The organism is Pseudomonas sp. TH41 (assembly GCF_016650695.1).
Lineage (GTDB): Bacteria > Pseudomonadota > Gammaproteobacteria > Pseudomonadales > Pseudomonadaceae > Aquipseudomonas.
The window spans coordinates 133,745-156,034 of record NZ_JAEKFH010000009.1 but is presented as its reverse complement, the minus strand read 5'-3'; the positions used below and the strand labels follow the sequence as shown (position 1 = coordinate 156,034).

Here is a 22,290-nt window from a genome sequence, read left to right as displayed (position 1 = left end):
GGATCGACGCCATCGAAGTTTGAGTGGCGGAGTCTTGCATGTCGGCGTGGCGCACTATCAGTTTGTGGATGGACCAACTCGACGAGCCATTGCTGGCACGTCCGGCGCTGGAGCAGGATCTGGACGTCGACGTTGCCATCATCGGCGCGGGATACACCGGCCTTTGGACCGCGTATTACCTCAAGCGCCAGGCCCCGGACCTGAACATCGCCATCGTCGAAGCTCAAATCGCCGGGTTTGGCGCCTCGGGGCGTAATGGCGGCTGGTTGATGGGGAACCTGTTGGGCGAAGACCGCCTGCTCGCCGATTTGTCGCCCGAGCAGCGCCGGGCGTCTTTTGATCTGTTGCACAGCATTCCTGATGAAGTCGGGATTGTCCTGGAACGCGAAGGCATTGACTGCGATTACCGAAAAGGCGGGGTGCTGTATTGCGCCGCCCGTTATCCGGAGCAAGAAGCCGGCCTGCGGGATTATCTGGACAGTCTCTACCGTCAGGGCCTGACCGAAAACGATTACAGCTGGCTCAGCCCCGAACAGTTGGCGCAACAGATCAGAATCGCCAAGCCCTATGGCGGTATCTACGCACCGCACGTTGCAACCATCCACCCGGCAAAGTTGGTGCGAGGTCTGGCACACACAGTGGAGCGCATGGGCGTCAAGATTTACGAAAACAGCCCGGTCACTCAATGGCAATCGGGCAGCTTGCGCACGGCCAGGGCCCAGGTCCGTAGCCGCTGGATCGTCCCGGCGGTTGAAGGGTATGCGGTCGACTTGCCGCCGTTGGGGCGTTATCAGTTGCCTGTACAAAGCCTGATCGTCGCAACCGAGCCGCTGTCCGCCGCGACGTGGGACGAAATCGGCCTGAGTCGCGGCCAGGCCTTCGGCGAAAGCAGTCGTCAGGTCACTTACGGCCAGCGCACGGCAGACAACCGTCTGGTGTTTGGCGCACGCGGCGGTTATCAGTTCGCCGGCAAGCTCCGCCATGATTTCAACCTGACCACCAGCGAAGTGGAACTGCGGCGCTATCTGTTTGGCGAACTTTTCCCGCAGCTCAAGAACGTGCGGATCACACATGCCTGGGGCGGCAATCTGGGCATGTCACGGCGTTTCAAGCCCCACATGCTCTGCGATCAGGCCAGCGGCATCGCGATTTCCGGCGGTTATGGCGGGGAGGGTGTGGGCGCCAGCAACCTCGGCGGGCGGACGCTGGCGGACTTGATCCTGAAGCGCGACACCGAGTTGGTGCGCCAGCCGTGGGTCATCCCGCAGGGGGGGCTAGACGCGCTCAAGGCGTGGGAGCCGGAACCCTGCCGCTGGCTCGGCTACAACGCGATCATCCGCAGCTTCGTCCACGAGGACCAGACCCTGGCCAATCCGGCCACCGCGCCATGGCGACGCAAGCTGGCCAGCGGCGTGGCGGGGTTCATGGAAGGTTTCATGCACTAAACGGCGCGCTCTTCATCTATAGGTTTTATCGACAGGTACTCCCATGAGCATCACGCAATTCAAGAACACCGCAACACTGGCGTTGGAAGAGTCGAACCCCGTCGCCGTACCACTGGGAACACCCGTGGCCGTGGCTTCAACTACCAGCGTCGAGCGCGACGACGGTGTCGAAACCGGCGTCTGGGAATGCACACCTGGCCGCTGGCGGCGGCAGATCGTTGCCCAGGAATTTTGTCACTTCATCCAGGGTCGCTGCACCTTCACCCCGGACGACGGTGAAACCTTGCACATAGAAGCTGGCGACGCACTGATGTTGCCAGCCAATAGCCTCGGCATCTGGGATATCCAGGAAACCGTGCGCAAGACCTACGTTTTGATTTTTTGATTTTTTGATTTTTTGATTTTTGATTTTTGATCTTCTGATTGCCTGCCAACAAAAAAACACACAGGAATCCTAGTTGTAGTGGCTCGAGCCTTAAAGTACGCGGGCTCGCACTAATCCCGTTTTTGGGCTCAGATTATTTGCAAATGATGAGTGGTGTTTTGATCGACCTATCAATTTAAGTCTTAGACTCTAATCGGGTCATGTAAAATCAATCCTCACCGGAAGAACCTTGTATAAGGTCCGGCTATGTGGCCGCTGAAAATTCAACCCGCTTTGTATCGCCACCAATGAACGATCGGCAAACTACGACGTTGATGTGTGTGACAGGACGGCGGATGTAAATCCGCCTCCATTCCAATTGACGTTGATTATCCGTGAGTTTCCAAGCGTTCGAGTGCCAGTCGTACGGCGCGTAGGGCGTTGAGTCTCCCATGGCCGTAGTAGTAGCTATGGCCGTTGAGATCGTACTGGCCGAGCGGGCCATCGTCGGCACTCCCGATCTTGTCGCAACAATCGGCAAGGATTTGCCGTACGGCCTGGCGGTCCAGAGCAGAGTTGACGCCAAGCACAAGAGCTGCCACGCCGGCGGCACCCGGGCAGGCGCTTGAGGTACCGCTGAAAAACTCGGTATAAGCGCCACTGTTCACATTGGCAAACTTACCGCTCAAGTCTGTAGTGCGAATGCCCCGGGTCTGCGGTATTGACGTGGCAGGCTTAAACTTTGGGTCGGGGTGCGGCTGGTCACCACTAGGGAAACAGCACCAGAGCGCTTTGCCAAAATCGCTGTAGGCGCTGCGGCGGTTTTGGTCGTTGCAGGCACCGACTGCAACCACCATCGGATGACTGGAATAGCCATCGTTGTCCACACTCTCATTGCCATTGCCAGCTCCGAAAAAAATGACGCAACCTTTTCCATTACGGCCTTTGGTTGCTGCGTACTCAATAGCCAGTCGGGTACTGGCCGCGAGTGGAAATTTTTGTGTATGTCGGGGATCCGTAGGGTCGGCCCAGTGTCCTTCTGCTGGCCCCCAACTGCAGGAAATGATATCGGCGCCATTGTCGGCGGCCCAGAAAAATGCGTCGGCTTCAGCACGCGCACCCAAGGGTTTGGTAAGTTTGAGAGGCATAAGGCTGGCGCGCGGGGCCACCCCACTGGCCCCCACTTGACCATTGGCGCAGGCAACTCCGGCGGCGGCTGTTCCATGGCGTTCAAAGGCGTTTTTAGGTCTCGGACCCAGTGCGGCATTGCGGCGATCAAAATTCCGCGCGCCCACGATTTTTCCCGGACCGGTGAACTCGGGATGATCGATATCGAATGCATCGTCAATGACCGCAACAACCACTCCTTCGCCCTGACTCAGTTCATGAGCCGCTTCAACATTAGCGCTGGCGTCGATGTGCACCTGATAGGTGACGGTAGTTTTCTTTAGATGCCATTGGTTCGCATGGATGGTTCTGCGTTGTCCCTGCCGCAGCATTTCCGGGTGGCAATAGTCTACGTCCTCGCGCTCCAGCAGCCTAAGCGAAAGTGAGCACACATCAGTGCCTCGATAGTCTTTGTGGTTAACGAAGAATGCATTGGTTGCATAGGGAGCCTGTTGTTTAATTGTCAGGCCGAGTTCTTTGAGGATTGCCTTACATTGTGTTGACGTAAGTTGATCGATAAATTTCAGAAAGAGGTTCTCTGTATAGAGGACTGCTTCCTGTGTTAAAGGGTCCACCAGTACGCTTCCTGCGAAACGCACTCCGGGTAATGAGCGTAATAGTGTCTTACGTTTTCGCAGATTCGAAGTTGGTGGGATTTTGAAAACCTGTACGTCCGCGTCGGCCACATGCATCACTAACTGACTGTCGATTAAAGCTTCATTGGCCAGTTCGCAGGATAGTGTTGATGCGAGATCTTTTCCTGCCTGGCTGCGTACAGCGATCAGATCCTCGCTCTTTTGCAGAAAATATGAGGGTGTTCGCTTTTTGCCGAAGTTGACTTCTTCCATGGATGTTCCCATTTGTATAAAGTGGATGGAAATAATAGATGGTAGTTCGTGTTTTTCAAGTTCTAGGCTCTGTATGAAGTCCCTTGAAACATTGATTCCAGTAGAATCCGCCACCATCACCGCCAGGAGACCTGGACGGCTACGCAGACTTGGGATGTGAGCGTCGTCCACCACTGGGCATAGGCGACATAGCTGCTTGTCCACCGGATAACAGAAAGCGCAGGGGTACACCATTGGCATCGCACAGCATGAATCTTGGTCGTCAAGCAGCCCCCGCTGCACCCGAGCGCGTGGCCAAACGCAAAGGCCTCAGATAGAGTTGATTTTCTATTCCACATAAACGCCAACGGCAACGAACAGGCCGACAGCCTGATCGATCCCTCCATCAAAAACGACACCAAGGTTTATCCAAGTGCGGAAATGATGGGCAAATTGTTTGCGCTGGAAGCGATGCCGCTGAACATCGACCGGATTCGTACGCGGGTGTGGAACAAGATTCGGACGGGGAGTTGATGATTCATATTCTGTAGCCATTCCTGTCAGTCGGGTGAGCAGGCAACGCTGTAGATTCCAGACCTGCTATCTATTGATGAGGAGGCGATGGAATGCCTGTCTGCCTGGACGCGGGTAATTTGCGGATTGGTCGTTTTTCTGAGTCTGGACGAATCTATTTGCTAACGGCTGTCGTTCACCAACGGCAGCCGTTTTTTGCTAATTGGCGGATGGGAAGATTGGTTGCTTTGCAGCTGCGACAGGCACAAGAAGAGGGTTGGGCCGATTTTTTAACGTGGGTGGTGATGCCGGATCATATGCACTGCCTTGTGCAACTGCGCGACAAAACCTTGGCCGAGCTGATGTGCCGAATAAAATCCCGAAGTAGCCTTGAGGTCAATCGTGCGTTAGGGCGGCGAGGTCGCCTGTGGCAGAAGGGCTACCATGATCGCGCCGTTCGGCGGGAGGAGGATGTGAAAGGTCTTGCGCGATACGTGGTCGCCAACCCCGTTCGCGCAGGACTAGTGACACGCGTTCATGATTACCCGCTGTGGGATGCGTGTTGGTTATAACGGCTTACGACTGCTGTGCAGCCGGACGCAGCCTTCGGCAGCTGCTACAGGGAGCGCGTGCGCCGAACATTTGTAGCAGCTGGCGCAGCCTGCGTTCGGGCGCGTAGCGCTCGCGAAACCATTCAACCCGGTTCCGGGGTTTTGCTCGTGATGCCCGGGGATTCGACCGCTGTGCAGCCGGACGCAGCCGGCGTTCGGGCGCGTAGCGGTCGTGGTTAGTTAATCTTCCTTGCGGATTGTGGCTACGTCATTGGCGTTGACCTTGACCTTGGCCCCGGAAATATCCTCGAACTCGAAGAAGCCGTCCTTGGTCTTGGTTTTGGGCATGTCCTTGGTCAAATACTGGGTGCCGTTTTGAAGAGTGACCACTGTTGGCGTCGAGCACCCGGCCAGGGCCAGAAAGGCCACTACTGCCAGGGGCAAACCCAGAGTCTTGATGTTCATACCCACCTCTCATATTTCAAAAAAAACACAGTGCGACGGCTTCGAACCAGCTTCATCATCACTGTAGCTCTAACGCGTTTGGTGCGATGGATCGTCAGAAAGTTCGACTTTCTGCGAAAAATAACCGAATAGCGCCGCCACTTATCCTTTTCCGTTTGCACGTGGCAGGGCGTACTGGTATCTGTACGCATAACCAGTATTCGCTTGCCATGGCCCATTTTCCCCGTGACTGAAAATCCCCTCGACGATCCGTTCTACTACTTGAACAACTTCATGCAAGTGATTGATTGGCTTGAGCATCGTTATGCCGATGTATTGAGTGTCGAGGAGCAATCCTTTATCCGCGAGTTCCATCGGCTGCCCCGTGAGTCCAAAGCGCTATTGGTGCGGATGGTGATGCGCAAGGGGATTCACTTTCGTGCGAGCAAGCTGTATTACGTCGAGATTGGTGACATCGCGCTCGCCGCTGGCCCCTTGCTGGCGCTGGGCTGGATCGATGAGCAATGGCCGCTGCCGATCGAGGCGTTGTTCGATGTGCTGCTCAAGGCTGAAATACTTCAGTGTTTTGGCGACGTCATCGATCAACCCAAGGGCAAAAAGCCGGATTGGCTGCCGACGTTGAGCGAACAGTTCCCCGAAGCTCAGGCCTTCACTCAGTGGTGCCCGGCACTGGAAGACCGTTTGTTCAGCCTGACGATCATGGGCCTGTGCGATCGTCTGCGCTTGATGTTCTTTGGCAATCTTTACCAGGACTGGTCCGAGTTCGTGCTGGCCGACCTGGGCATCTTTACCTATGAGAAAGTCGAGTTCTGTGCCGACTCCCGGGGGTTGCGCAGCCGTGAGGACGTGGACGCCTGCCTGTTCCTTCATGGCTGTCAGCAGGATTTCGAGGCCGGTGAGGCGGTGGCCGAGGTTGTCGAGCGAATCAACGAGCTCGCGCTGTCCAACCCCTGGCTGCAAAGGCGTCGCGGCAAGCTGTTGTTTCAGATCGGTCAGCACTGCGAGCGCATTGCCGCGTTTTCCTCGGCCCTGTCGATCTACCGTGATTGCACCTATCCTGGCGCGCGACTGCGGCTGATTCGCGTGTTGGAGCGCTGCGCCGAGTATCAACTGGCGCTGGAGCTGGCCCTGCTGGCCGAGCAAACGCCGGAAAGCGCCGCCGAACAGCAGCAGTTGCTGCGGGTACTGCCCCGACTGCGACGCAAGCTCGGCGGTCCGGCGATCAAGCGGTCGTCCCCTCGGGAAATGGTGCGCCTGGACCTGCAACTGCCCAGAGTCGACCCCACGCTGTCGGTGGAACATTACGTTCAGGCGCACCTGGCTGAAGACTCGGCACCGGTGCACTACGTCGAGAACAGCCTGATCAATTCATTGTTCGGCCTGCTGTGCTGGCCGGCCATCTTCGCGCCTTTGCCGGGAGCGTTTTTCCACCCGTTCCAGCGCGGGCCGGTAGACCTTCTGAATGAGGACTTCCATGCTCGCCGGGCGGACCTGTTTCAAGCCTGCCTCGCCGAGCTCGATGACGGTCGTTACGTCCAGACGATCCGCGAACGTTTTGCCGCGAAGTGGGGCGTGCAGTCGCCGTTCGTGTTCTGGGGCGTGTTGAGCGAAGAACTGCTCGATCTGGCGCTCGACTGCCTGCCGGCCGACCATCTCAAGCATTGGTTCAATCGCCTGCTTCTCGACATCAAGGGCAATCGCGCCGGCATGCCGGACCTGATCCAGTTCTGGCCGCAGGACAAGACCTATCGCATGATCGAGGTCAAAGGCCCCGGCGATCGTCTGCAGGACAACCAATTGCGCTGGCTGGAGTTCTGCCATGAACACCAGATGCCGATTGCCGTTTGCTACGTGCAATGGTCGGAGCAGGACGAGTGAGTTACAGCATTGCCGTGAGGGCGTTGTGCGAGTTCACCGCCAAGGTCGGTGATCTCGACCTGCGCTTTACCCCGTCACCCACCGCCCTGGAAGGTATCGTCGGGCACCGCACGGTGGCATCACGCCGCAGCGAGGGCTACCAGAGTGAAGTGGCGCTTGAGGGCACGTACCAAACGTTGAAGGTCAAGGGCAGGGCGGATGGCTACGATCCGGCGCAAAACTGCCTGGAAGAAGTCAAAACCTATCGCGGCGACCTGAGCAAGCAACCGGCCAACCACCGCCAGCTGCACTGGGCGCAGGCGAAGATCTACGGCTGGTTGATGTGCCAGAAACTGGATCTGGCGCAGATCAATCTCGCGATGGTGTACTTCGACATCGTCAGCGAAAAGGAAACCTGTTTGGTCGAGGCTTTCAGCGCCGAAGCGCTGGGACAGTTCTTCGTGCAGCATTGCGCGCTGTTCCTGCACTGGGCCGAGCGGGAAATGGCCCATCGCGATTCACGTAACAGCGCGGCGCAGCAGTTGACGTTTCCACATGCGGACTTTCGACCGGGGCAGCGACATCTGGCTGAATCGGTGTACAAGGCGGCCAGCACCGGTCGCTGCCTGATGGCCCAGGCGCCCACGGGGATCGGCAAAACCGTGGGTACGCTGTTTCCGATGCTCAAGGCCCTGGCACCGCAGCAACTGGACAAGGTGTTCTTCCTCACCGCGAAAACTCCGGGGCGCAAACTGGCACTGGATGCCGCGCAGGTCATTATTGAAAGCGCCGACGCGCCGCCGTTGCGGGTACTTGAAATGATTGCCCGGGACAAAGCCTGCGAGCATCCAGACAACGCCTGCCACGGTGACTCCTGTCCGCTGGCCCAGGGTTTCTATGATCGCTTGCCAGCTGCTCGCCAAGCCGCCAGTGAGCTGACGCTGTTGAATCAGAGCGCACTGCGCGAGGTGGCCCTGAAACACGACGTCTGCCCCTATTACCTGAGCCAGGAAATGGCCCGCTGGGCAGATGTGGTGGTCGCCGATTACAACTACTATTTCGATTTCAGCGCGTTGCTGTTCGGCTTGGCCCAGGCCAACAACTGGAACGTTGCGGTGTTGGTGGATGAGGCGCACAACCTGGTCGAACGCGGCCGGCAGATGTATAGCGCCAGCCTCGACCAAGCGACACTCAATGGTGTACGCAAATCGGCCCCGGAAGCGTTAAAGAAGTCGTTACAGCGAGTCAACCGAGAGTGGAACGCCCTGCATAACCCGCAATTGGGCGCCTATCAGGCTTATGACAAGGCGCCGGAAAAGCTGTTGCAGGCGCTGTCGTCTTGCACGGCCAGCATCGGCGACTACCTCAACGATCATCCTCAGGGGCTGGACCACGAATTACAGAACTTCTATTTCGACATGCTGCAATTTAGCCGGGTGGCGGAGCTCTTCGATGAGCAGTTTCTGTTCGATATCAGCAAACGCGACCTCGACCGCAAGCGCAATCTCTCGCAGCTGTGCTTGCGCAACGTGGTACCCGCCGGGTTCATCCGCCCGCGCCTGACGGCTGCACGAAGTACCGTGCTGTTTTCCGCAACGCTGAGCCCGCGTCACTATTACGCCGACCTGCTGGGGACACCGGCCAATACAGTGTGGATCGATGTCGAATCACCGTTCCACGCCGACCAGTTGCAAGTCCATATCGTCAGCCAGATCTCCACGCGGTTCGTCCATCGTCAGTCATCCCTTGCGCCCATTGTCGATCTGATTGCCCGGCAATTCACGCAACGCCCCGGCAACTACCTGGCGTTTTTCAGCAGCTTCGACTATTTGCAGCAAGTGGCGCAGCTACTGGCGCAGACACATCCGCAGATCACGGTGTGGTCGCAATCCAGAGGTATGGGGGAAGCGCAGCGTCAGGCGTTTCTCGACCAATTCACCGCCGACAGCCAGGGCGTCGGTTTTGCGGTGCTGGGTGGGGCGTTTGGCGAAGGCATCGACTTGCCCGGTGCGCGACTGATCGGTGCGTTTATCGCCACCCTCGGGCTGGCCCAACTCAACCCGATCAACGAGCAGCTGAAACATCGCATGGCGGCGATTTTCGGTGCCGGTTATGACTACACCTATCTGTTTCCCGGTGTACAGAAAGTCGTCCAGGCGGCGGGAAGGGTGATCCGCACCCAGCAGGATCAGGGCGTCGTGATGTTGATTGATGACCGGTTTGGTGACAGTAAGGTGAAGCAGCTATTGCCGCGTTGGTGGACGGTCAGCCCGGCGATTTGTTACACCGCTCAGTAGGATTTTTTACTTTAAAAAACAGTGATATATCTTGAAAGACACACCGATTTGATCATTCCGTGAAAGGGATCTTTATTAAAGGAGCCGGTTATCACTTTCAAGCGCTTCTTTGATAAGGAAATCAAGTTATGTCAACAGCACCGATATATACGTACACCCCTGAGCAAGTGACAGCGGCATTCGACGAAATAAAAACCACACTGTTCAGCGGCATTACTGCCGAGACCATCCCCAAAATACTGATCGTTGCCGGGTTACAGGGCTCGGGAAAAACGTATTTGCTGGAAAAGTCCCTGCTGCCTTCTAACCGCTATGGCAATTATGTTCGTCTGTACTTGCCCGATTACCGGAAAAAACACCCCCAATACGCAGAGATGATCAAACTGGGTGTCTTGCATGCGTATGAGCATACAGAGGCGTTCGTCCGTGAGGTCAGCGGGAAGATCCATGCACATGCATTCGGTTGCAAATACAACATCATCATGGAGTGCGCTTTCGATAGCATCGACTTCGCGTCCTTCCCACCGTCAGCGACAACTGCGGGTTATCAGTTCGAAACGCACATCGTTGGCTGCACTCAAGCGTTCGCCCATGTATCGAGCATCAAGAGAGCGCTCAAGAGCCTCGAAAACCAGGAACTGGAACGGTTTGTCTCCTTCGCGGCGATGGACGCCAGCATGAACAACGCGCAAGCAATCATGCTGGCGTTCGAGACCGCAGCCAAAGCGGTGAGCGGCTCACAAACCACTTTGTACGAGCGAGGCTTCGGCGATTTGAAAGAGCGGACCCTGCGCGCCCAGAGCACCTACACCAAAGCCACCGACGGCTCGCTGACTACCACGGCATCGACGAAGCCCTTTTCCTACAGCGCTTATGGCGAAATCATCAACAATCACGTCTACGCCATGAGTGACCGCAACGAAATGGTCAAGGAGTGCCACATCGCGCTGCACAAATCCCGGACTCACGCCCGATACGTTCCGGACTTCGTCTACAACGACCTGTACGCCTATATCGTCAAGCACGTGTACCGATAAGCAGGTGAACCCAATCGGCGGCGAAGCGATGACAGTCCCCCGGCCAGCGAGCGGTCAGCAACTGGCCATCACGGACTGTGAAACCCGGTTGCGGCCGGTCCGCCGAATCACGTACTGCCAGTAAAGGTCCTCGCTGAAAATCCGTTGGGCTGGACAGCGCGGCCGTGACTTCCTCCTCAACGGTTTGCGGATACGTGCGGTAATAGCGACCCAGCCAGGGGGCCGTCATGATCCAGGCAGGTAATTCCATGGTCGCCGCCAGCAACGCGGTGACCTTGCGCCCATGCAGCACCGAACGCCCGCTGTCGGGATCTCGCGTGCGAGCCAACAGCAGCACGCCGGTTTGTCTGCTTTGAAAAAGTGCAGGGCAATCGCCTGGGCCTGCTCGGATTCAAGCAGGCTGCGCATACCCTTGGCATGCCCACCCGGAATCAGCAGCCCGGCGAATTGCTCAGGGTCGACATCGGCATAGGCCAGTGGCCGGCGAAACGAATCGTCTTCGGTCATCCGGGCGTAACTCGCGAGGTCGGCGTCGCGCGTCATCAGCAACGGGTTCAGTGGGCCAAAGCCGATGTCCACCAGCCGAGCGTCGGCATAGGCCGGTAACCCCGCTGGCGTTGCGAAGCGCACGTCGAGGCCGGCATGACGCATGGCCTGCCAGGGCACGCTGCTTTCGGTTGGATCGTAGTCAGAGGTCGGCAACAGAATCAGGATCATCGGAACGCCTTTTTTCGAGCAGCAATGGCTGTTGGCGTCGAGCATAGGTGGAACGGAACCCAAGCTCTACTGCTCAACAGTATTGTGGCTTTCCAAACCAGCGGTTTGACGCATACTTCACGCAGATAACAATGACAGGGGTAATCGATGACTGATGTACGGTCCAAACCCAGTTCTATCGAAGATGGGCGCTTTCGGCTGTTGATCGATGCCGTGATTGATTACGCGATCTATATGATTGACCCCGATGGCATCATCACGAGCTGGAACTCCGGGGCCAAGCGATTCAAGGGGTATGAGGAGGCGGAGATTCTCGGTCAGCACTTCTCGCGTTTTTACACCGACGAGGATCGCCGTGCCGGATTGCCCCAACGTGCGCTGGATACGGCGATTCGCGAGGGACGTTTCGAGGGCGAAGGCTGGCGGGTGCGCAAGGACGGCTCGCATTTCTGGTCCCACGTCGTGATTGATCCGATTATTGATCCGTCGGGCAAATTGTTGGGTTTTGCCAAGATCACCCGCGATCTCACTGACCGAAAGATGGCTGAAGAAACTCTCAAGCAAAGCGAGCAGCAGTTTCGTTTGTTGGTTCAAAGCGTCACTGACTACGCCATTTACATGCTCGCACCGGATGGCCGACTGACCAACTGGAACCCTGGCGCTCAGCGAATCAAGGGTTACCGGGCCGAGGAAGTCATCGGCAAACATTTTTCGATGTTCTACACCGCCGAAGACCGTGCAGCCGGCGAGCCGCAGCGGGCCCTGGAAACGGCTACGCGCGAGGGTCGATTCGAAAACAAGGCCTGGCGCGTGCGCAAGGACGGTACGCGGTTTATGGCGCATGTGGTGGTCGACCCGATTTGGGGGGAAACCGGCACATTGCTCGGTTTTGCCAAAATCACCCGCGACATCACCGAGGCGACACAAACACAGCAAGCCCTTGAAAAGACCCGTGAGGCGTTGTTCCAGGCGCAAAAGATGCAGGCCATTGGTCAACTCAGCGGAGGTATTGCCCACGACTTCAATAATTTGCTGACGGTCATCCTCGGTAATCTGGAAATCGTCCGCAAACGCGTGGGGGATGATCCGAAAATCACCCGGCTGGTCGACAACGCCACCCAGGGGGCCTTGCGCGGCGTATCCCTGACCCAGCGCATGCTGGCGTTCGCACGGCGTCAGGAGCTCAAGTTCGAATCGGTGGAAATACCGACGCTGGTGCAAGGGATCAGCGGCCTGTTGCGCAGTTCTCTTGGGCCTTCAGTGGTACTCGAAATACACTTTTCGCCTGAACTCGTCCCGGTCATGGCCGACGTCAATCAGCTCGAACTGACGGTGCTGAACCTTGTGACCAATGCACGCGACGCCATGCCCGACGGCGGTAAAATCGTCATCAGTGCCAGTGCGGAAGACGTCCATGATCAAACAACGTTATCGGTGATCGCTGGCCAGTATATCTGCCTGAGCGTCACCGACACGGGTGACGGGATGGATGCCGCCACGCTGGGTTGCGCAATGGATCCGTTCTTTACCACCAAAGGGGTCGGGAAGGGCACGGGCCTGGGATTGTCGATGGTTCACGGTTTCATCGAACAACTGGGCGGGCAGTTCGTTCTCAAGAGCGAAAAGAACAAAGGCACAACGGCTGAACTCTGGATTCCCGTCGCTACCACCGCATCGGTCGTCAAACCCGTTACCCACGCGGCCGAAGCGACACCCGTGTCCGGGCTGTGCGTGTTGGTCGTGGACGATGACAGCCTGGTGCTCACCAGTACCGGCCTGTTGCTAGAAGACCTCGGTCACCGCGTCATCAGTGCAGCGTCCGGCGCACAAGCGCTTGCACTGTTCGACGCCAGGCAAGACATCGACCTGGTCATTACGGACATGGCCATGCCCAAAATGAATGGCGCGCAACTGGCACAGACGATCCGGATCATGAAGCCGAGCCTCCCGATCATTCTCGCGACCGGTTACGCCGAGCGCCTGGAAGGCTTCGCGGCGGAACTGCCGCGCCTGTCCAAACCCTTTACCCAACTCAATCTGGTGGAAGTCATTGCGTCGGCCATGAAGTAGGAGCGAGCTTGCTCGCGATGGACTCAAGAGCGCTGCGTTTAGCCAGAAAACATGCGTTATCGTTAACGACCATCGCGAGCAAGCTCGCTCCTACAGTTGGCACTTCGCAGGGAACGTAATAAATTAGCGGTTGCGTGTCTTGCGTCGCTCATAGCGGGCAAGCGCCGGTTGCGTACTGATCCCGTGAACCAGGATGCTCAGCGCGACGATGGACAGCGTCAGGTCGGTACACAATGTCGCCACCGACTGGCCAAGCCCGTGGTTCAAGGCATAGAACAAATAGTACAAACTGCCGATGCCACGAATCCCGAACCAGCCAATCAACAACCGTTGTCGTCCATCCAGCAGAACACCCCACGGCATGGCGAAAACACTGAGCGGCCGAATCAGGCAAAACAATACGGCACCGATCGGCAAGGCGCGCCAGTCCCAGTGCGCGATCAGAACGACGCCGAGCAGTGTGACCAAAAACACTTCCATGGCCCGTTCCACCAGGCTGCCAAAGGCGAGCATGTCGCCCATCATGATGCCCGCCGCGACCTGGCTGTCTTCAAGGTTTTCGGTATCCCCGTGAACAGCGTATTGCGGTTCGACGTTCTGGTGGCCAACCACGGGCTGTACAAGGTGCTCGGCGGGTTCCTGGGCAATCCCCGCGGAGTTAACCTCTTCCTGACGCAGGCCGAGGCCGGCGGCGAACACCGACAAAAAACCGTAGGCATGGATAGATTCAGCGCCGACATACGCCAGGGCGATGAGCGCAAGGGCCAGATAATCGTTGGGCGAAAGCGTGCTGTCGTCATTCCTGATGCGCAGCGAAAGCGTCAGGCGGCCAATACCGCGTCCCATCCAGTAGCCCATCAACACGCCGGCGGGAACTGCCCACAGCAGACTTTTCAGCAGCCAGTCGCTCAACCAGCCCGGATTGCCGTCGTGTTGCAGCAACAAAAGGCCGAGGATCACGAAAGGAAAGGCAATCCCGTCATTGAGTCCGGCTTCGCCCGAGAGCCCAAAGCGCACGCTGTCTTCATCCCGGGCGTCGTTGACCTGCACCAGGGCGGCCAGTACCGGGTCGGTGGGCGCCAGAATCGAACCGATCAGCACCGATGCGCCCCAAGAGATTTGAAACCCGTAATGCAATAGCAGGCAAACGGCAGCGATGGTTAGCACCATGACCGGTCCCGCCAGCCCGAATGCGATCCGCCAGTTTTTGTCCTTGAGCGGCAAACGCAACTTCAACCCGCAGACGAACAGCGAAAACAGCACCGCGACTTCCGTCAGGTGTTCCATCCAGTTGGACGCTTCATCCATGTCCAGTTTCAACAGGCCGAGTCCCGCTGGCCCGATGGCCGCCCCCAGCACCAGGCAAACCGCTGACGTGGTGACCGGCATCCAGCGCACATACGAGGATGTCAGCGCCAGCGTCAGCAGCACGGCACCCAACACGGCGACCCATACAATAAAACTCATGCTGCGTACTCGCCGGGTGAATGCCGAGATAGAAGGGGGCCGACACTCAACCGACGGTCGCGCGCAGGTATTCAGGTGTCGGCACGTTGAACCAGATCAAAATCATTCCCACCAGCATAGTGGACATGACGCACTCTTCAGCAGCCCATGAATGGGTGCTCAAAGTATTGAGGGGGAAGCTTCGTGCGGGGTTCATTTTTTATGCCGGATTTACCGACACGCGTTAGCTGTAGCAGCTGGCGAAGCCTGCGTTCGGCTTTGTAGGAGCTGCCGCAGGCTGCGATCTTTTGATCTTGATTTTCTCCAGATTGCTGAGAACAAATCAAAAGATCGCAGCCTGCGGCAGCTCCTACAGGTTGTGATCACAAGATGGGCTTGCCACCGGTGACGCCATACCGCTGTCCCGTGATGTAACTGGCCTCATCCGACGCCAACAGGACGTAAATCGGCGCCACTTCTACCGGTTGCCCGGGCCGTCCCAGTGGTGTTTGGGCGCCGAAGTTTTGCACTTCATCATCCGGCATTGTCGAAACGATAAGCGGCGTCCAGATCGGTCCCGGTGCCACGCAATTCACGCGGATGTTTTTCGGCCCCAGCATCTGCCCCAAGCCAGCGGTGAAGTTGGCAATCGCGCCTTTGGTCGTGGCGTAAGGAAGGAGGGTGGGCTTGGGCATGTCTGAGTTGACGGAGCTGGTGTTGATGATCGAACTGCCCGGTTTCATGTGCTTGAGCGCGGCCTGACAGATTCTGAAGATGGCGGTGATGTTGACGTCGAAGGTCATCACCCATTCATCGTCCGGGATGTCCTCGAAGTGTTCGTGGGTCATTTGGAACGCGGCGTTGTTGACCAGGACATCGATGCGGCCGAAGCGCTTGACCGTCTTGACGACCAAGGCCTGGCAGTGGGCTTTCTGCGCCAGATCGCCGGGCAGCAGAATGCATTGGCGGCCAGCTTGTTCGACCCAGCGTGCAGTTTCCTGGGCGTCTTCATGCTCATTGAGGTAGGCGATGGCGACATCCGCGCCTTCACGGGCGAAGGCGATGGCCACCGCGCGGCCGATGCCGCTGTCAGCTCCAGTGATCAGTGCGATCTTGCCGTCCAGTCGGCCCGAGCCTTTATAGCTTTGCTCACCGCAGTCCGGGTAAGGCTCCATTTTTTTTTGCGAGCCCGGGACCGGCTGGCTTTGTTTCTTGAAGGGTGGTTTTGGATAGTCAGTCATCGCGAAATCTCCGTTCTCAAGGCGAAAGCGTCAGAGGGTGGACCCCGGTCTTTTGCCTTGAGTTCGGTTGGATTTCATAGGGTGGAAAATCAAAAGATCGCAGCCTGCGGCAGCTCCTACAGGTGTACACAAAACATTGTAGGAGCTGCCGCAGGCTGCGATCTTTTGATCTGGGTTCAGATTTTTCGGTTGAGCAAACTGCGCTCCATTCGCGCAATACCTTCTTCAAGCAAGGCGCGCGGGCAGCCGAAGTTCAGGCGCACGAACTGGTGGCTGTCGTCGCCGAAATCCAGCCCCGCGCTCAAACCGACTTTGGCCTTGTCTAGAAAGAACTGCTGCGGGTTATCCAGCCCCAGCGCCGAGCAATCGAGCCACGCCAGATACGTCCCTTGTGGCACATTGATCGTTACACCCGGCAGACGCGTGCGCACTGCCTGCACCAGATAATCCCGGTTGCCTTGCAGGTACGCCTTCAAACCGGCCAGCCAAGGGCCGCCTTCGGTGTAGGCCACGCGAGTCGCTTCCATGCCCAGCGGGTTGACACTGTCGACCATGCCGCAGCGGGCGTGGTTGACCCGCGCACGCACTGCCGTGTCTTGAATAATCATAAACGAGGTCTTCAGGCCGGCGATGTTGAAAGCCTTGCTCGCCGACATCAGCGTAATGGTGCGCCGGGCGATTTCCGGGCTCAGGGTGGCGGTGGGAATGTGCACCCGCCCGTCGAAACAGAGTTCGGCGTGGATCTCGTCAGAGATGATCCATGCGTCCTGTTCCAGGCAAATATCGGCGATCGCCTGGAGTTCTTCGCGCGGGAAGACTTTACCCAGCGGGTTGTGCGGGTTGCTCAATAGCAACGCGCCGCCGCCGGTCAGGGACTCGCTCAAGGTCTCGAGCGGCGTGGCATACGTGCCATCGGCCAGCGCATCGAAATTCAGCTCGACCTTGTTCAGCCCCCAATGCCCCGGCGCGTGGCGTAGCGGTGGGTAATTCGGCACCTGAACCACAACGTTCTGCTGTGGCCGGACCAGCGCGTTCAGGGCCATGTTGAAACCTGACTCTACGCCCGGCAGGAAGGTCAGTTCCTCAGGCAACACGCGCCAGGCGTATTTGTTCCAGAGGTCGGCAACGATGGCGTCGCGCAAATTATCCTGGGGCACGCTGTAGCCGAGCATCGGGTGTTCGAGGCGTTTTTGCAGGGCCTGGAGGATCACCGGCGGCGCCGCGAAGTCCATGTCTGCCACCCACATCGGCAACACGTCCGCCGGGTAGCGGCTCCATTTGGTACTGCCGGTGTTGTGGCGGTCGACCACCTGATCAAAATCGAAAGTCATGCTCAGTCTCGTAACAGCAGGTTGGTTATGGCGGCCATGATAATCGCCAATCCCCTGTAGGAGCGAGCTTGCTCGCGATGGACGTTAACGATACCGCGTGTTTTCTGAATAAACGCGCCGCCCTTGAGTCCATCGCGAGCAAGCTCGCTCCTACAGTTGATCTGATAGTGCCCGACGGTCGGTTTTCAGGCAGTCAGTTCTCCCATTGACTAAAGTTTGAAGTGTCGGCAGTCACGCTGCCGTGACCGTGTTTGCCCAGAGAAACCCGGCAAAAATACCGGGTATCCACCTGATCAGGAGTGCACGATGGACCTCAACCGTCGTCAGTTCTTCAAGGTCGCCGGTATCGGCCTTGCGGGCTCGAGCCTCGGCGCGCTGGGCTTGCTCCCCGCGCCAGCCTTCGCCGAGCAAGTGCGTCATTTCAAGCTCGCCCACACCCATGAAACCCGCAACACCTGCCCGTACTGCTCGGTCGGTTGTGGCGTGATCATGTACAGCCAGGGCGACCAGGCGAAAAACGTCACCCAAAGCATCATCCACATCGAAGGCGACGCCGATCACCCGGTGAATCGCGGCACGCTCTGCCCGAAAGGTGCGGGCCTGCTGGACTTCATTCACAGTCCCAGCCGTCTTCAGTACCCGCAGGTGCGCAAGCCCGGCAGCACCGAGTGGACGCGCATTTCCTGGGATGAAGCGCTGGATCGCGTCGCCGACCTGATGAAGGCCGACCGCGATGCCAATTTCATTGAGAAGAACGCGCAGGGCCAAACGGTGAACCGTTGGCTGACCACCGGCTTCCTCGCGGCGTCGGCGGCGTCCAACGAAGCGGGCTACATCACCCACAAGGTCATTCGCAGTCTCGGCATGCTGGGGTTCGATAACCAGGCGCGTGTCTGACACGGTCCGACGGTGGCAAGTCTTGCCCCGACGTATGGCCGTGGTGCCATGACCAATACCTGGACCGATATCGGCAACGCGAATCTGATCCTGGTGATGGGCGGCAACGCAGCAGAAGCGCACCCGTGCGGTTTCAAATGGGTGACCGAAGCCAAGGCGCATAACAAGGCGCGGCTGATCGTGGTCGACCCGCGTTTTACCCGGACCGCCTCGGTGGCCGACTATTACGCGCCGATTCGCACCGGCACCGACATCGCCTTCATGGGCGGGCTGATCAATTACCTGCTGACCGAAGACAAGATCCAGCACGAGTACGTGCGGGCTTATACGGATGTGTCGTTCATCGTCAAAGCCGGGTTCAGTTTCGAGGACGGGATCTTCAGCGGCTACGACGTCGCCAAACGCCTGTATACCGACAAATCCGGCTGGGGTTATGAAGTCGGCGAGGACGGCTTTGCCAAAGTCGACCCGACCTTGCAGGACCCGCGCTGCGTTTATCAGCTGATGAAAACCCACTACAGCCGCTACAACATCGACCTGGCCAGCCAGATTTGCGGCATGCCCGTGGACGCGATCAAGAAGATCTGGGAAGAAATCGCCACCTGCTCGCAACCGGGCAAGACCATGACGATTCTCTACGCGCTGGGCTGGACCCAACATTCCATTGGCTCGCAGATCATTCGCAGCGCGGCCATGGTGCAACTGCTGCTGGGCAACGTCGGCATGCCGGGCGGGGGCGTCAATGCCTTGCGCGGGCACTCCAACATCCAGGGCCTGACCGACCTGGGCTTGCTCTCCAACTCGCTGCCCGGCTACCTGACCCTGGCCACCGATGGCGAGCAGGACTACGACGCCTACATCACCAAACGAACGCTCAAACCGTTGCGGCCGGGGCAGCTGTCGTATTGGCAGAACTACGGCAAGTTCCACGTCAGCCTGATGAAGTCCTGGTATGGCAACAATGCCAGCGCCGAGAACCACTGGGCCTATGACTACCTGCCAAAACTCGACATCCCCAGCTACGACATTCTTAAAATGTTCGACCTGATGGGGCAGGGCAAGGTCAACGGCTACATGTGCCAAGGCTTCAACCCGATTGCCGCGTTGCCGGACAAAAACCGGGTGATGGCGGCGCTGGCCAAGCTTAAATGGCTGGTGGTCATGGACCCGTTGTCCACCGAAACCTCGGAGTTCTGGAAAAACGTCGGGCCGTACAACGACGTGACCAGCGCCAACATCCAGACCGAAGTCATTCGCCTGCCCACGACCTGTTTCGCCGAAGAAGACGGCTCCCTGGTCAACAGCAGCCGTTGGCTGCAATGGCACTGGAAAGGTGCCGACGGCCCGGGAGAAGCCCAGACCGACATCAAGATCATGAGCGAGTTGTTCCTGCGTCTGCGCAAACGCTATCAGGCCGATGGCGGTGCGTTTGCAGACCCGATCCTGAAATTGTCGTGGCCGTACAAAATGCCCGACGATCCATCGCCCGAAGAACTGGCCAAGGAAATCAACGGCTACGCGACCACTGATTTCACCGACGCCACAGGGGCAGCGGTCAAGGGCAATACGCAACTGGCCGGTTTCGCCCAGCTCAAGGATGACGGCAGCACCGCGTCTGGCTGCTGGATTTTCTGCGGCAGCTGGACCGAAATGGGCAACCAGATGGCCCGGCGCGACAACAGTGATCCGTACGGCATGAAGCAACACTTGGGCTGGGCCTGGGCCTGGCCAGCGAACCGGCGGATTCTCTACAACCGTGCCTCAAGCGACCCGCAAGGCAAACCGTGGGCGGACAATAAACGGTTGGTGTGGTGGAACGGCAAGGCCTGGGCCGGCACCGATGTGCCGGACTTTAAGGTGGACTCGCCGCCGGAAGCCGGGATGAACCCGTTCATCATGAACCCCGAAGGCGTGGCGCGGTTCTTCGCCGTCGACAAGATGAACGAAGGACCATTCCCTGAACACTACGAGCCGTTTGAAACGCCCATCGGCATCAACCCGCTGCACCCGACCAACAAGAAAGCCACCAGCAACCCGGCGGCGCGGATCTTCGACTCGGTGTGGAATACCCTCGGTGTGGCCAAGGATTACCCCTATGCCGCGACCAGTTACCGGTTGACCGAGCATTTCCACTTCTGGAGCAAGCATTGCAAGCTCAACGCGATTGCCCAGCCGGAACAATTCGTCGAGATCGGCGAAGTGTTGGCCAAGGAAAAGGGCATTGCCGCGGGTGACAAAGTACGGGTCAGCAGCAAGCGCGGGTTCATCGAAGCGGTGGCGGTGGTGACCAAGCGGATTCGTCCGCTGCAAGTCAACGGCCAGGTGGTGCACCACATCGGTATCCCGTTGCACTGGGGTTTTACCGGGGTCACGCGTCACGGCTATCTGACCAACACCCTGGTGCCGTTCCTCGGCGATGGTAATTCCCAGACCCCGGAATCCAAGTCGTTCCTGGTCAACGTGGAGAAAATCTAGATGGCCAGCCAAGACATCATCGCCCGCTCTGCCACCACGACAGTCCCGCCTTCAGTGCGCAATCAGGAGGAAGTGGCCAAGCTGATCGACACCACCAAATGCATCGGCTGCAAGGCCTGCCAGGTCGCCTGTTCGGAATGGAACGAGTTGCGCGACGAGGTCGGCCACAACCTTGGCACCTACGAGAATCCACAGGACCTGAGCGCAGAAACCTGGACCTTGATGCGCTTCACCGAGCATGTAACCGACGCCGGGAATCTGGAATGGTTGATCCGCAAGGACGGCTGCATGCATTGCGACGAACCGGGTTGTCTCGCGGCCTGCCCGAGCCCGGGGGCGATCATCAAGCATGCCAACGGCATCGTCGATTTCGATCAGGACCATTGCATCGGCTGCGGGTATTGCATCACGGGCTGCCCGTTCAACATTCCGCGAATTTCGCAAAAGGACCACAAAGCTTACAAATGCACATTGTGTTCGGACCGTGTGGCGGTGGGGCTGGAGCCGGCTTGCGTGAAAACCTGCCCGACCGGCGCCATTGTGTTCGGCACCAAGGAGGACATGAAAGAACACGCCGCCGAGCGCATCGTCGACCTGAAAAGCCGGGGCTTTGAAAACGCCGGTTTGTACGACCCGGCCGGGGTGGGCGGTACTCATGTGATGTACGTGTTGCACCATGCCGACACACCACAGGTGTACGCCGGGCTGCCGAAAGATCCGGCGATCAGTCCGTTGGTAGGTTTGTGGAAAGGTGTGAGCAAACCCTTGGCCTTGCTGGCCATGGGCGCGGCGGTGCTGGCGGGGTTCTTCCACTACGTGCGAATCGGGCCGCAGCGGGTTGAGGAAGACGAGCATCCAACGGTTAACGATCCAGCGGTGCATGAAGTCGATCCGTCGGTGCACACCTATGATCCGCGCGGGGAGGACAGACCATGATTCGCAAACAGATCCTTCGTTACACCTCAAACCAGCGCACCAATCACTGGCTGGTGGCGATCCTGTTTTTCATGGCGGCGCTGTCCGGGCTGGCGTTGTTCCATCCAGCACTGTTCTGGCTGAGCAACCTGTTCGGTGGCGGTCCGTGGACGCGCATCCTGCATCCGTTCATGGGTGTGGTGATGTTTGTGCTGTTTCTTGGACTGGTGATCCGTTTCTGGCGCGCGAATTTCTTTATCCGCAACGATGGGCTGTGGCTCAGGCGAATAGGGCGGGTGATTAAAAATGAAGAGGAGGGCGTACCGCCCGTTGGCAAGTACAACCCTGGGCAGAAGCTGCTGTTCTGGACGTTACTGGCCTGCATGCTGGTGCTGCTGTTCAGCGGATTGGTGATCTGGCGCGCGTATTTCAGTCTGTACTTCGGCATCACCACGATTCGCTGGGCGATGTTGTTGCATGCGCTGGCGGGTTTTGTGTTGGTGCTGAGCATCATCGTCCATATCTATGCCGGCATCTGGATCAAGGGGTCGGTCAACGCTATGTTGCATGGCTGGGTCAGCCGTGCCTGGGCGAAAAAGCACCACGAGCTGTGGTACCGCGAAGTGACCCGCGACGAAACCCCCGACCGGCCGATCAGCAAAAAAGGATAAGCAC

The 22,290-nt window shown here is 58.2% G+C and carries 16 protein-coding genes and 3 pseudogenes; 11 read left to right on the top strand and 8 right to left on the bottom strand.

Annotated elements, in window-relative coordinates:
- The first annotated feature begins 38 nt into the window (after positions 1-38).
- Positions 39-1,445, top strand: coding sequence for an NAD(P)/FAD-dependent oxidoreductase (locus JFU37_RS29970; protein WP_201120754.1), 1,407 nt, complete (start codon positions 39-41; stop codon positions 1,443-1,445).
- Positions 1,446-1,488: 43 nt separating this feature from the next.
- Positions 1,489-1,830, top strand: coding sequence for a cupin domain-containing protein (locus tag JFU37_RS29965; RefSeq protein ID WP_201120753.1), 342 nt, complete (start codon positions 1,489-1,491; stop codon positions 1,828-1,830).
- Between the two features lie 368 nt (positions 1,831-2,198).
- On the opposite strand, the gene JFU37_RS29960 is transcribed toward JFU37_RS29965, so the two are convergent.
- Both JFU37_RS29960 and JFU37_RS29955 read right to left on the bottom strand, forming a co-directional pair.
- The gene (locus JFU37_RS29960) at positions 2,199-3,824 is read right to left on the bottom strand and encodes a S8 family peptidase (protein WP_201120752.1); all 1,626 of its coding nucleotides are present in this window, start codon (positions 3,822-3,824) and stop codon (positions 2,199-2,201) included.
- Positions 3,825-4,014: 190 nt separating this feature from the next.
- Positions 4,015-4,117, bottom strand: a pseudogene (locus tag JFU37_RS29955) (IS5/IS1182 family transposase); the annotation flags it as partial.
- Between the two features lie 49 nt (positions 4,118-4,166).
- Between JFU37_RS29955 and JFU37_RS29950 the strand changes: the two are divergent.
- Both JFU37_RS29950 and JFU37_RS29945 read left to right on the top strand, forming a co-directional pair.
- Positions 4,167-4,337: pseudogene (locus JFU37_RS29950) on the top strand (spermidine/putrescine ABC transporter substrate-binding protein PotF); the annotation flags it as partial.
- A 92-nt stretch (positions 4,338-4,429) separates the two neighbouring features.
- Entirely contained in the window at positions 4,430-4,888 is a 459-nt protein-coding gene (locus JFU37_RS29945) for an REP-associated tyrosine transposase (protein WP_201120751.1), read from the top strand.
- A gap of 219 nt (positions 4,889-5,107) precedes the next feature.
- Here JFU37_RS29945 and JFU37_RS29940 read toward each other — a convergent pair whose 3' ends face one another.
- Positions 5,108-5,332 (bottom strand): YgdI/YgdR family lipoprotein, encoded by a 225-nt coding sequence (locus JFU37_RS29940; protein ID WP_201120745.1) that lies wholly within the window; start codon positions 5,330-5,332, stop codon positions 5,108-5,110.
- Positions 5,333-5,605: 273 nt separating this feature from the next.
- Here JFU37_RS29940 and JFU37_RS29935 point away from each other — a divergent pair, with 273 nt between their 5' ends.
- The 3 genes from JFU37_RS29935 to JFU37_RS29925 all read left to right on the top strand — a co-directional run bounded on the left by JFU37_RS29935 (position 5,606) and on the right by JFU37_RS29925 (position 10,523).
- Complete coding sequence (locus tag JFU37_RS29935; RefSeq protein WP_201120936.1) at positions 5,606-7,210, top strand: VRR-NUC domain-containing protein; 1,605 nt, start codon at positions 5,606-5,608, stop codon at positions 7,208-7,210.
- Positions 7,207-9,486 carry a helicase C-terminal domain-containing protein gene (locus tag JFU37_RS29930; protein ID WP_201120744.1) on the top strand — a complete coding sequence of 760 codons (2,280 nt, stop codon included), beginning with the start codon at positions 7,207-7,209 and terminating at the stop codon, positions 9,484-9,486. The genes JFU37_RS29935 and JFU37_RS29930 overlap by 4 nt, the downstream gene beginning before the upstream one ends.
- A gap of 128 nt (positions 9,487-9,614) precedes the next feature.
- Positions 9,615-10,523 carry a zeta toxin family protein gene (locus tag JFU37_RS29925; protein ID WP_201120742.1) on the top strand — a complete coding sequence of 303 codons (909 nt, stop codon included), beginning with the start codon at positions 9,615-9,617 and terminating at the stop codon, positions 10,521-10,523.
- On the opposite strand, the pseudogene JFU37_RS29920 reads toward JFU37_RS29925, so the two are convergent.
- Positions 10,504-11,240: pseudogene (locus JFU37_RS29920) on the bottom strand (type 1 glutamine amidotransferase domain-containing protein). The gene JFU37_RS29925 and the pseudogene JFU37_RS29920 sit on opposite strands and share 20 nt — an antisense overlap.
- A 147-nt stretch (positions 11,241-11,387) precedes the next feature.
- On the opposite strand from JFU37_RS29920, the gene JFU37_RS29915 reads away from it, so the two are divergent.
- Positions 11,388-13,310, top strand: a complete 1,923-nt coding sequence (locus JFU37_RS29915) for a hybrid sensor histidine kinase/response regulator (protein WP_201120740.1) — start codon at positions 11,388-11,390, stop codon at positions 13,308-13,310.
- Between the two features lie 123 nt (positions 13,311-13,433).
- On the opposite strand, the gene JFU37_RS29910 is transcribed toward JFU37_RS29915, so the two are convergent.
- The 4 genes from JFU37_RS29910 to JFU37_RS29895 form a co-directional block, all read right to left on the bottom strand.
- A complete protein-coding gene (locus JFU37_RS29910) occupies positions 13,434-14,777 on the bottom strand; it encodes a cation:proton antiporter (RefSeq protein WP_201120738.1) in 1,344 nt (447 codons plus the stop codon).
- A gap of 46 nt (positions 14,778-14,823) precedes the next feature.
- Positions 14,824-14,973: a hypothetical protein gene (locus JFU37_RS29905; protein WP_201120943.1), complete on the bottom strand. Its 150-nt coding sequence runs from the start codon at positions 14,971-14,973 to the stop codon at positions 14,824-14,826.
- 166 nt (positions 14,974-15,139) lie between these two features.
- Positions 15,140-15,997, bottom strand: coding sequence for an SDR family oxidoreductase (locus tag JFU37_RS29900; protein ID WP_201120730.1), 858 nt, complete (start codon positions 15,995-15,997; stop codon positions 15,140-15,142).
- A gap of 176 nt (positions 15,998-16,173) precedes the next feature.
- Complete coding sequence (locus JFU37_RS29895) at positions 16,174-17,328, bottom strand: MalY/PatB family protein (protein ID WP_201120728.1); 1,155 nt, start codon at positions 17,326-17,328, stop codon at positions 16,174-16,176.
- 306 nt (positions 17,329-17,634) lie between these two features.
- On the opposite strand from JFU37_RS29895, the gene fdnG reads away from it, so the two are divergent.
- The 3 genes from fdnG to JFU37_RS29880 are packed head-to-tail and all read left to right on the top strand — an operon-like array spanning position 17,635 to position 22,286.
- Entirely contained in the window at positions 17,635-20,700 is a 3,066-nt protein-coding gene (gene fdnG, locus JFU37_RS29890) for a formate dehydrogenase-N subunit alpha (protein WP_201120725.1), read from the top strand.
- Positions 20,701-21,636: a formate dehydrogenase subunit beta gene (gene fdxH, locus JFU37_RS29885; protein ID WP_201120724.1), complete on the top strand. Its 936-nt coding sequence runs from the start codon at positions 20,701-20,703 to the stop codon at positions 21,634-21,636.
- Complete coding sequence (locus tag JFU37_RS29880) at positions 21,633-22,286, top strand: formate dehydrogenase subunit gamma (RefSeq protein WP_201120722.1); 654 nt, start codon at positions 21,633-21,635, stop codon at positions 22,284-22,286. The genes fdxH and JFU37_RS29880 overlap by 4 nt, the downstream gene beginning before the upstream one ends.
- The last annotated feature ends 4 nt before the right edge of the window (positions 22,287-22,290 follow it).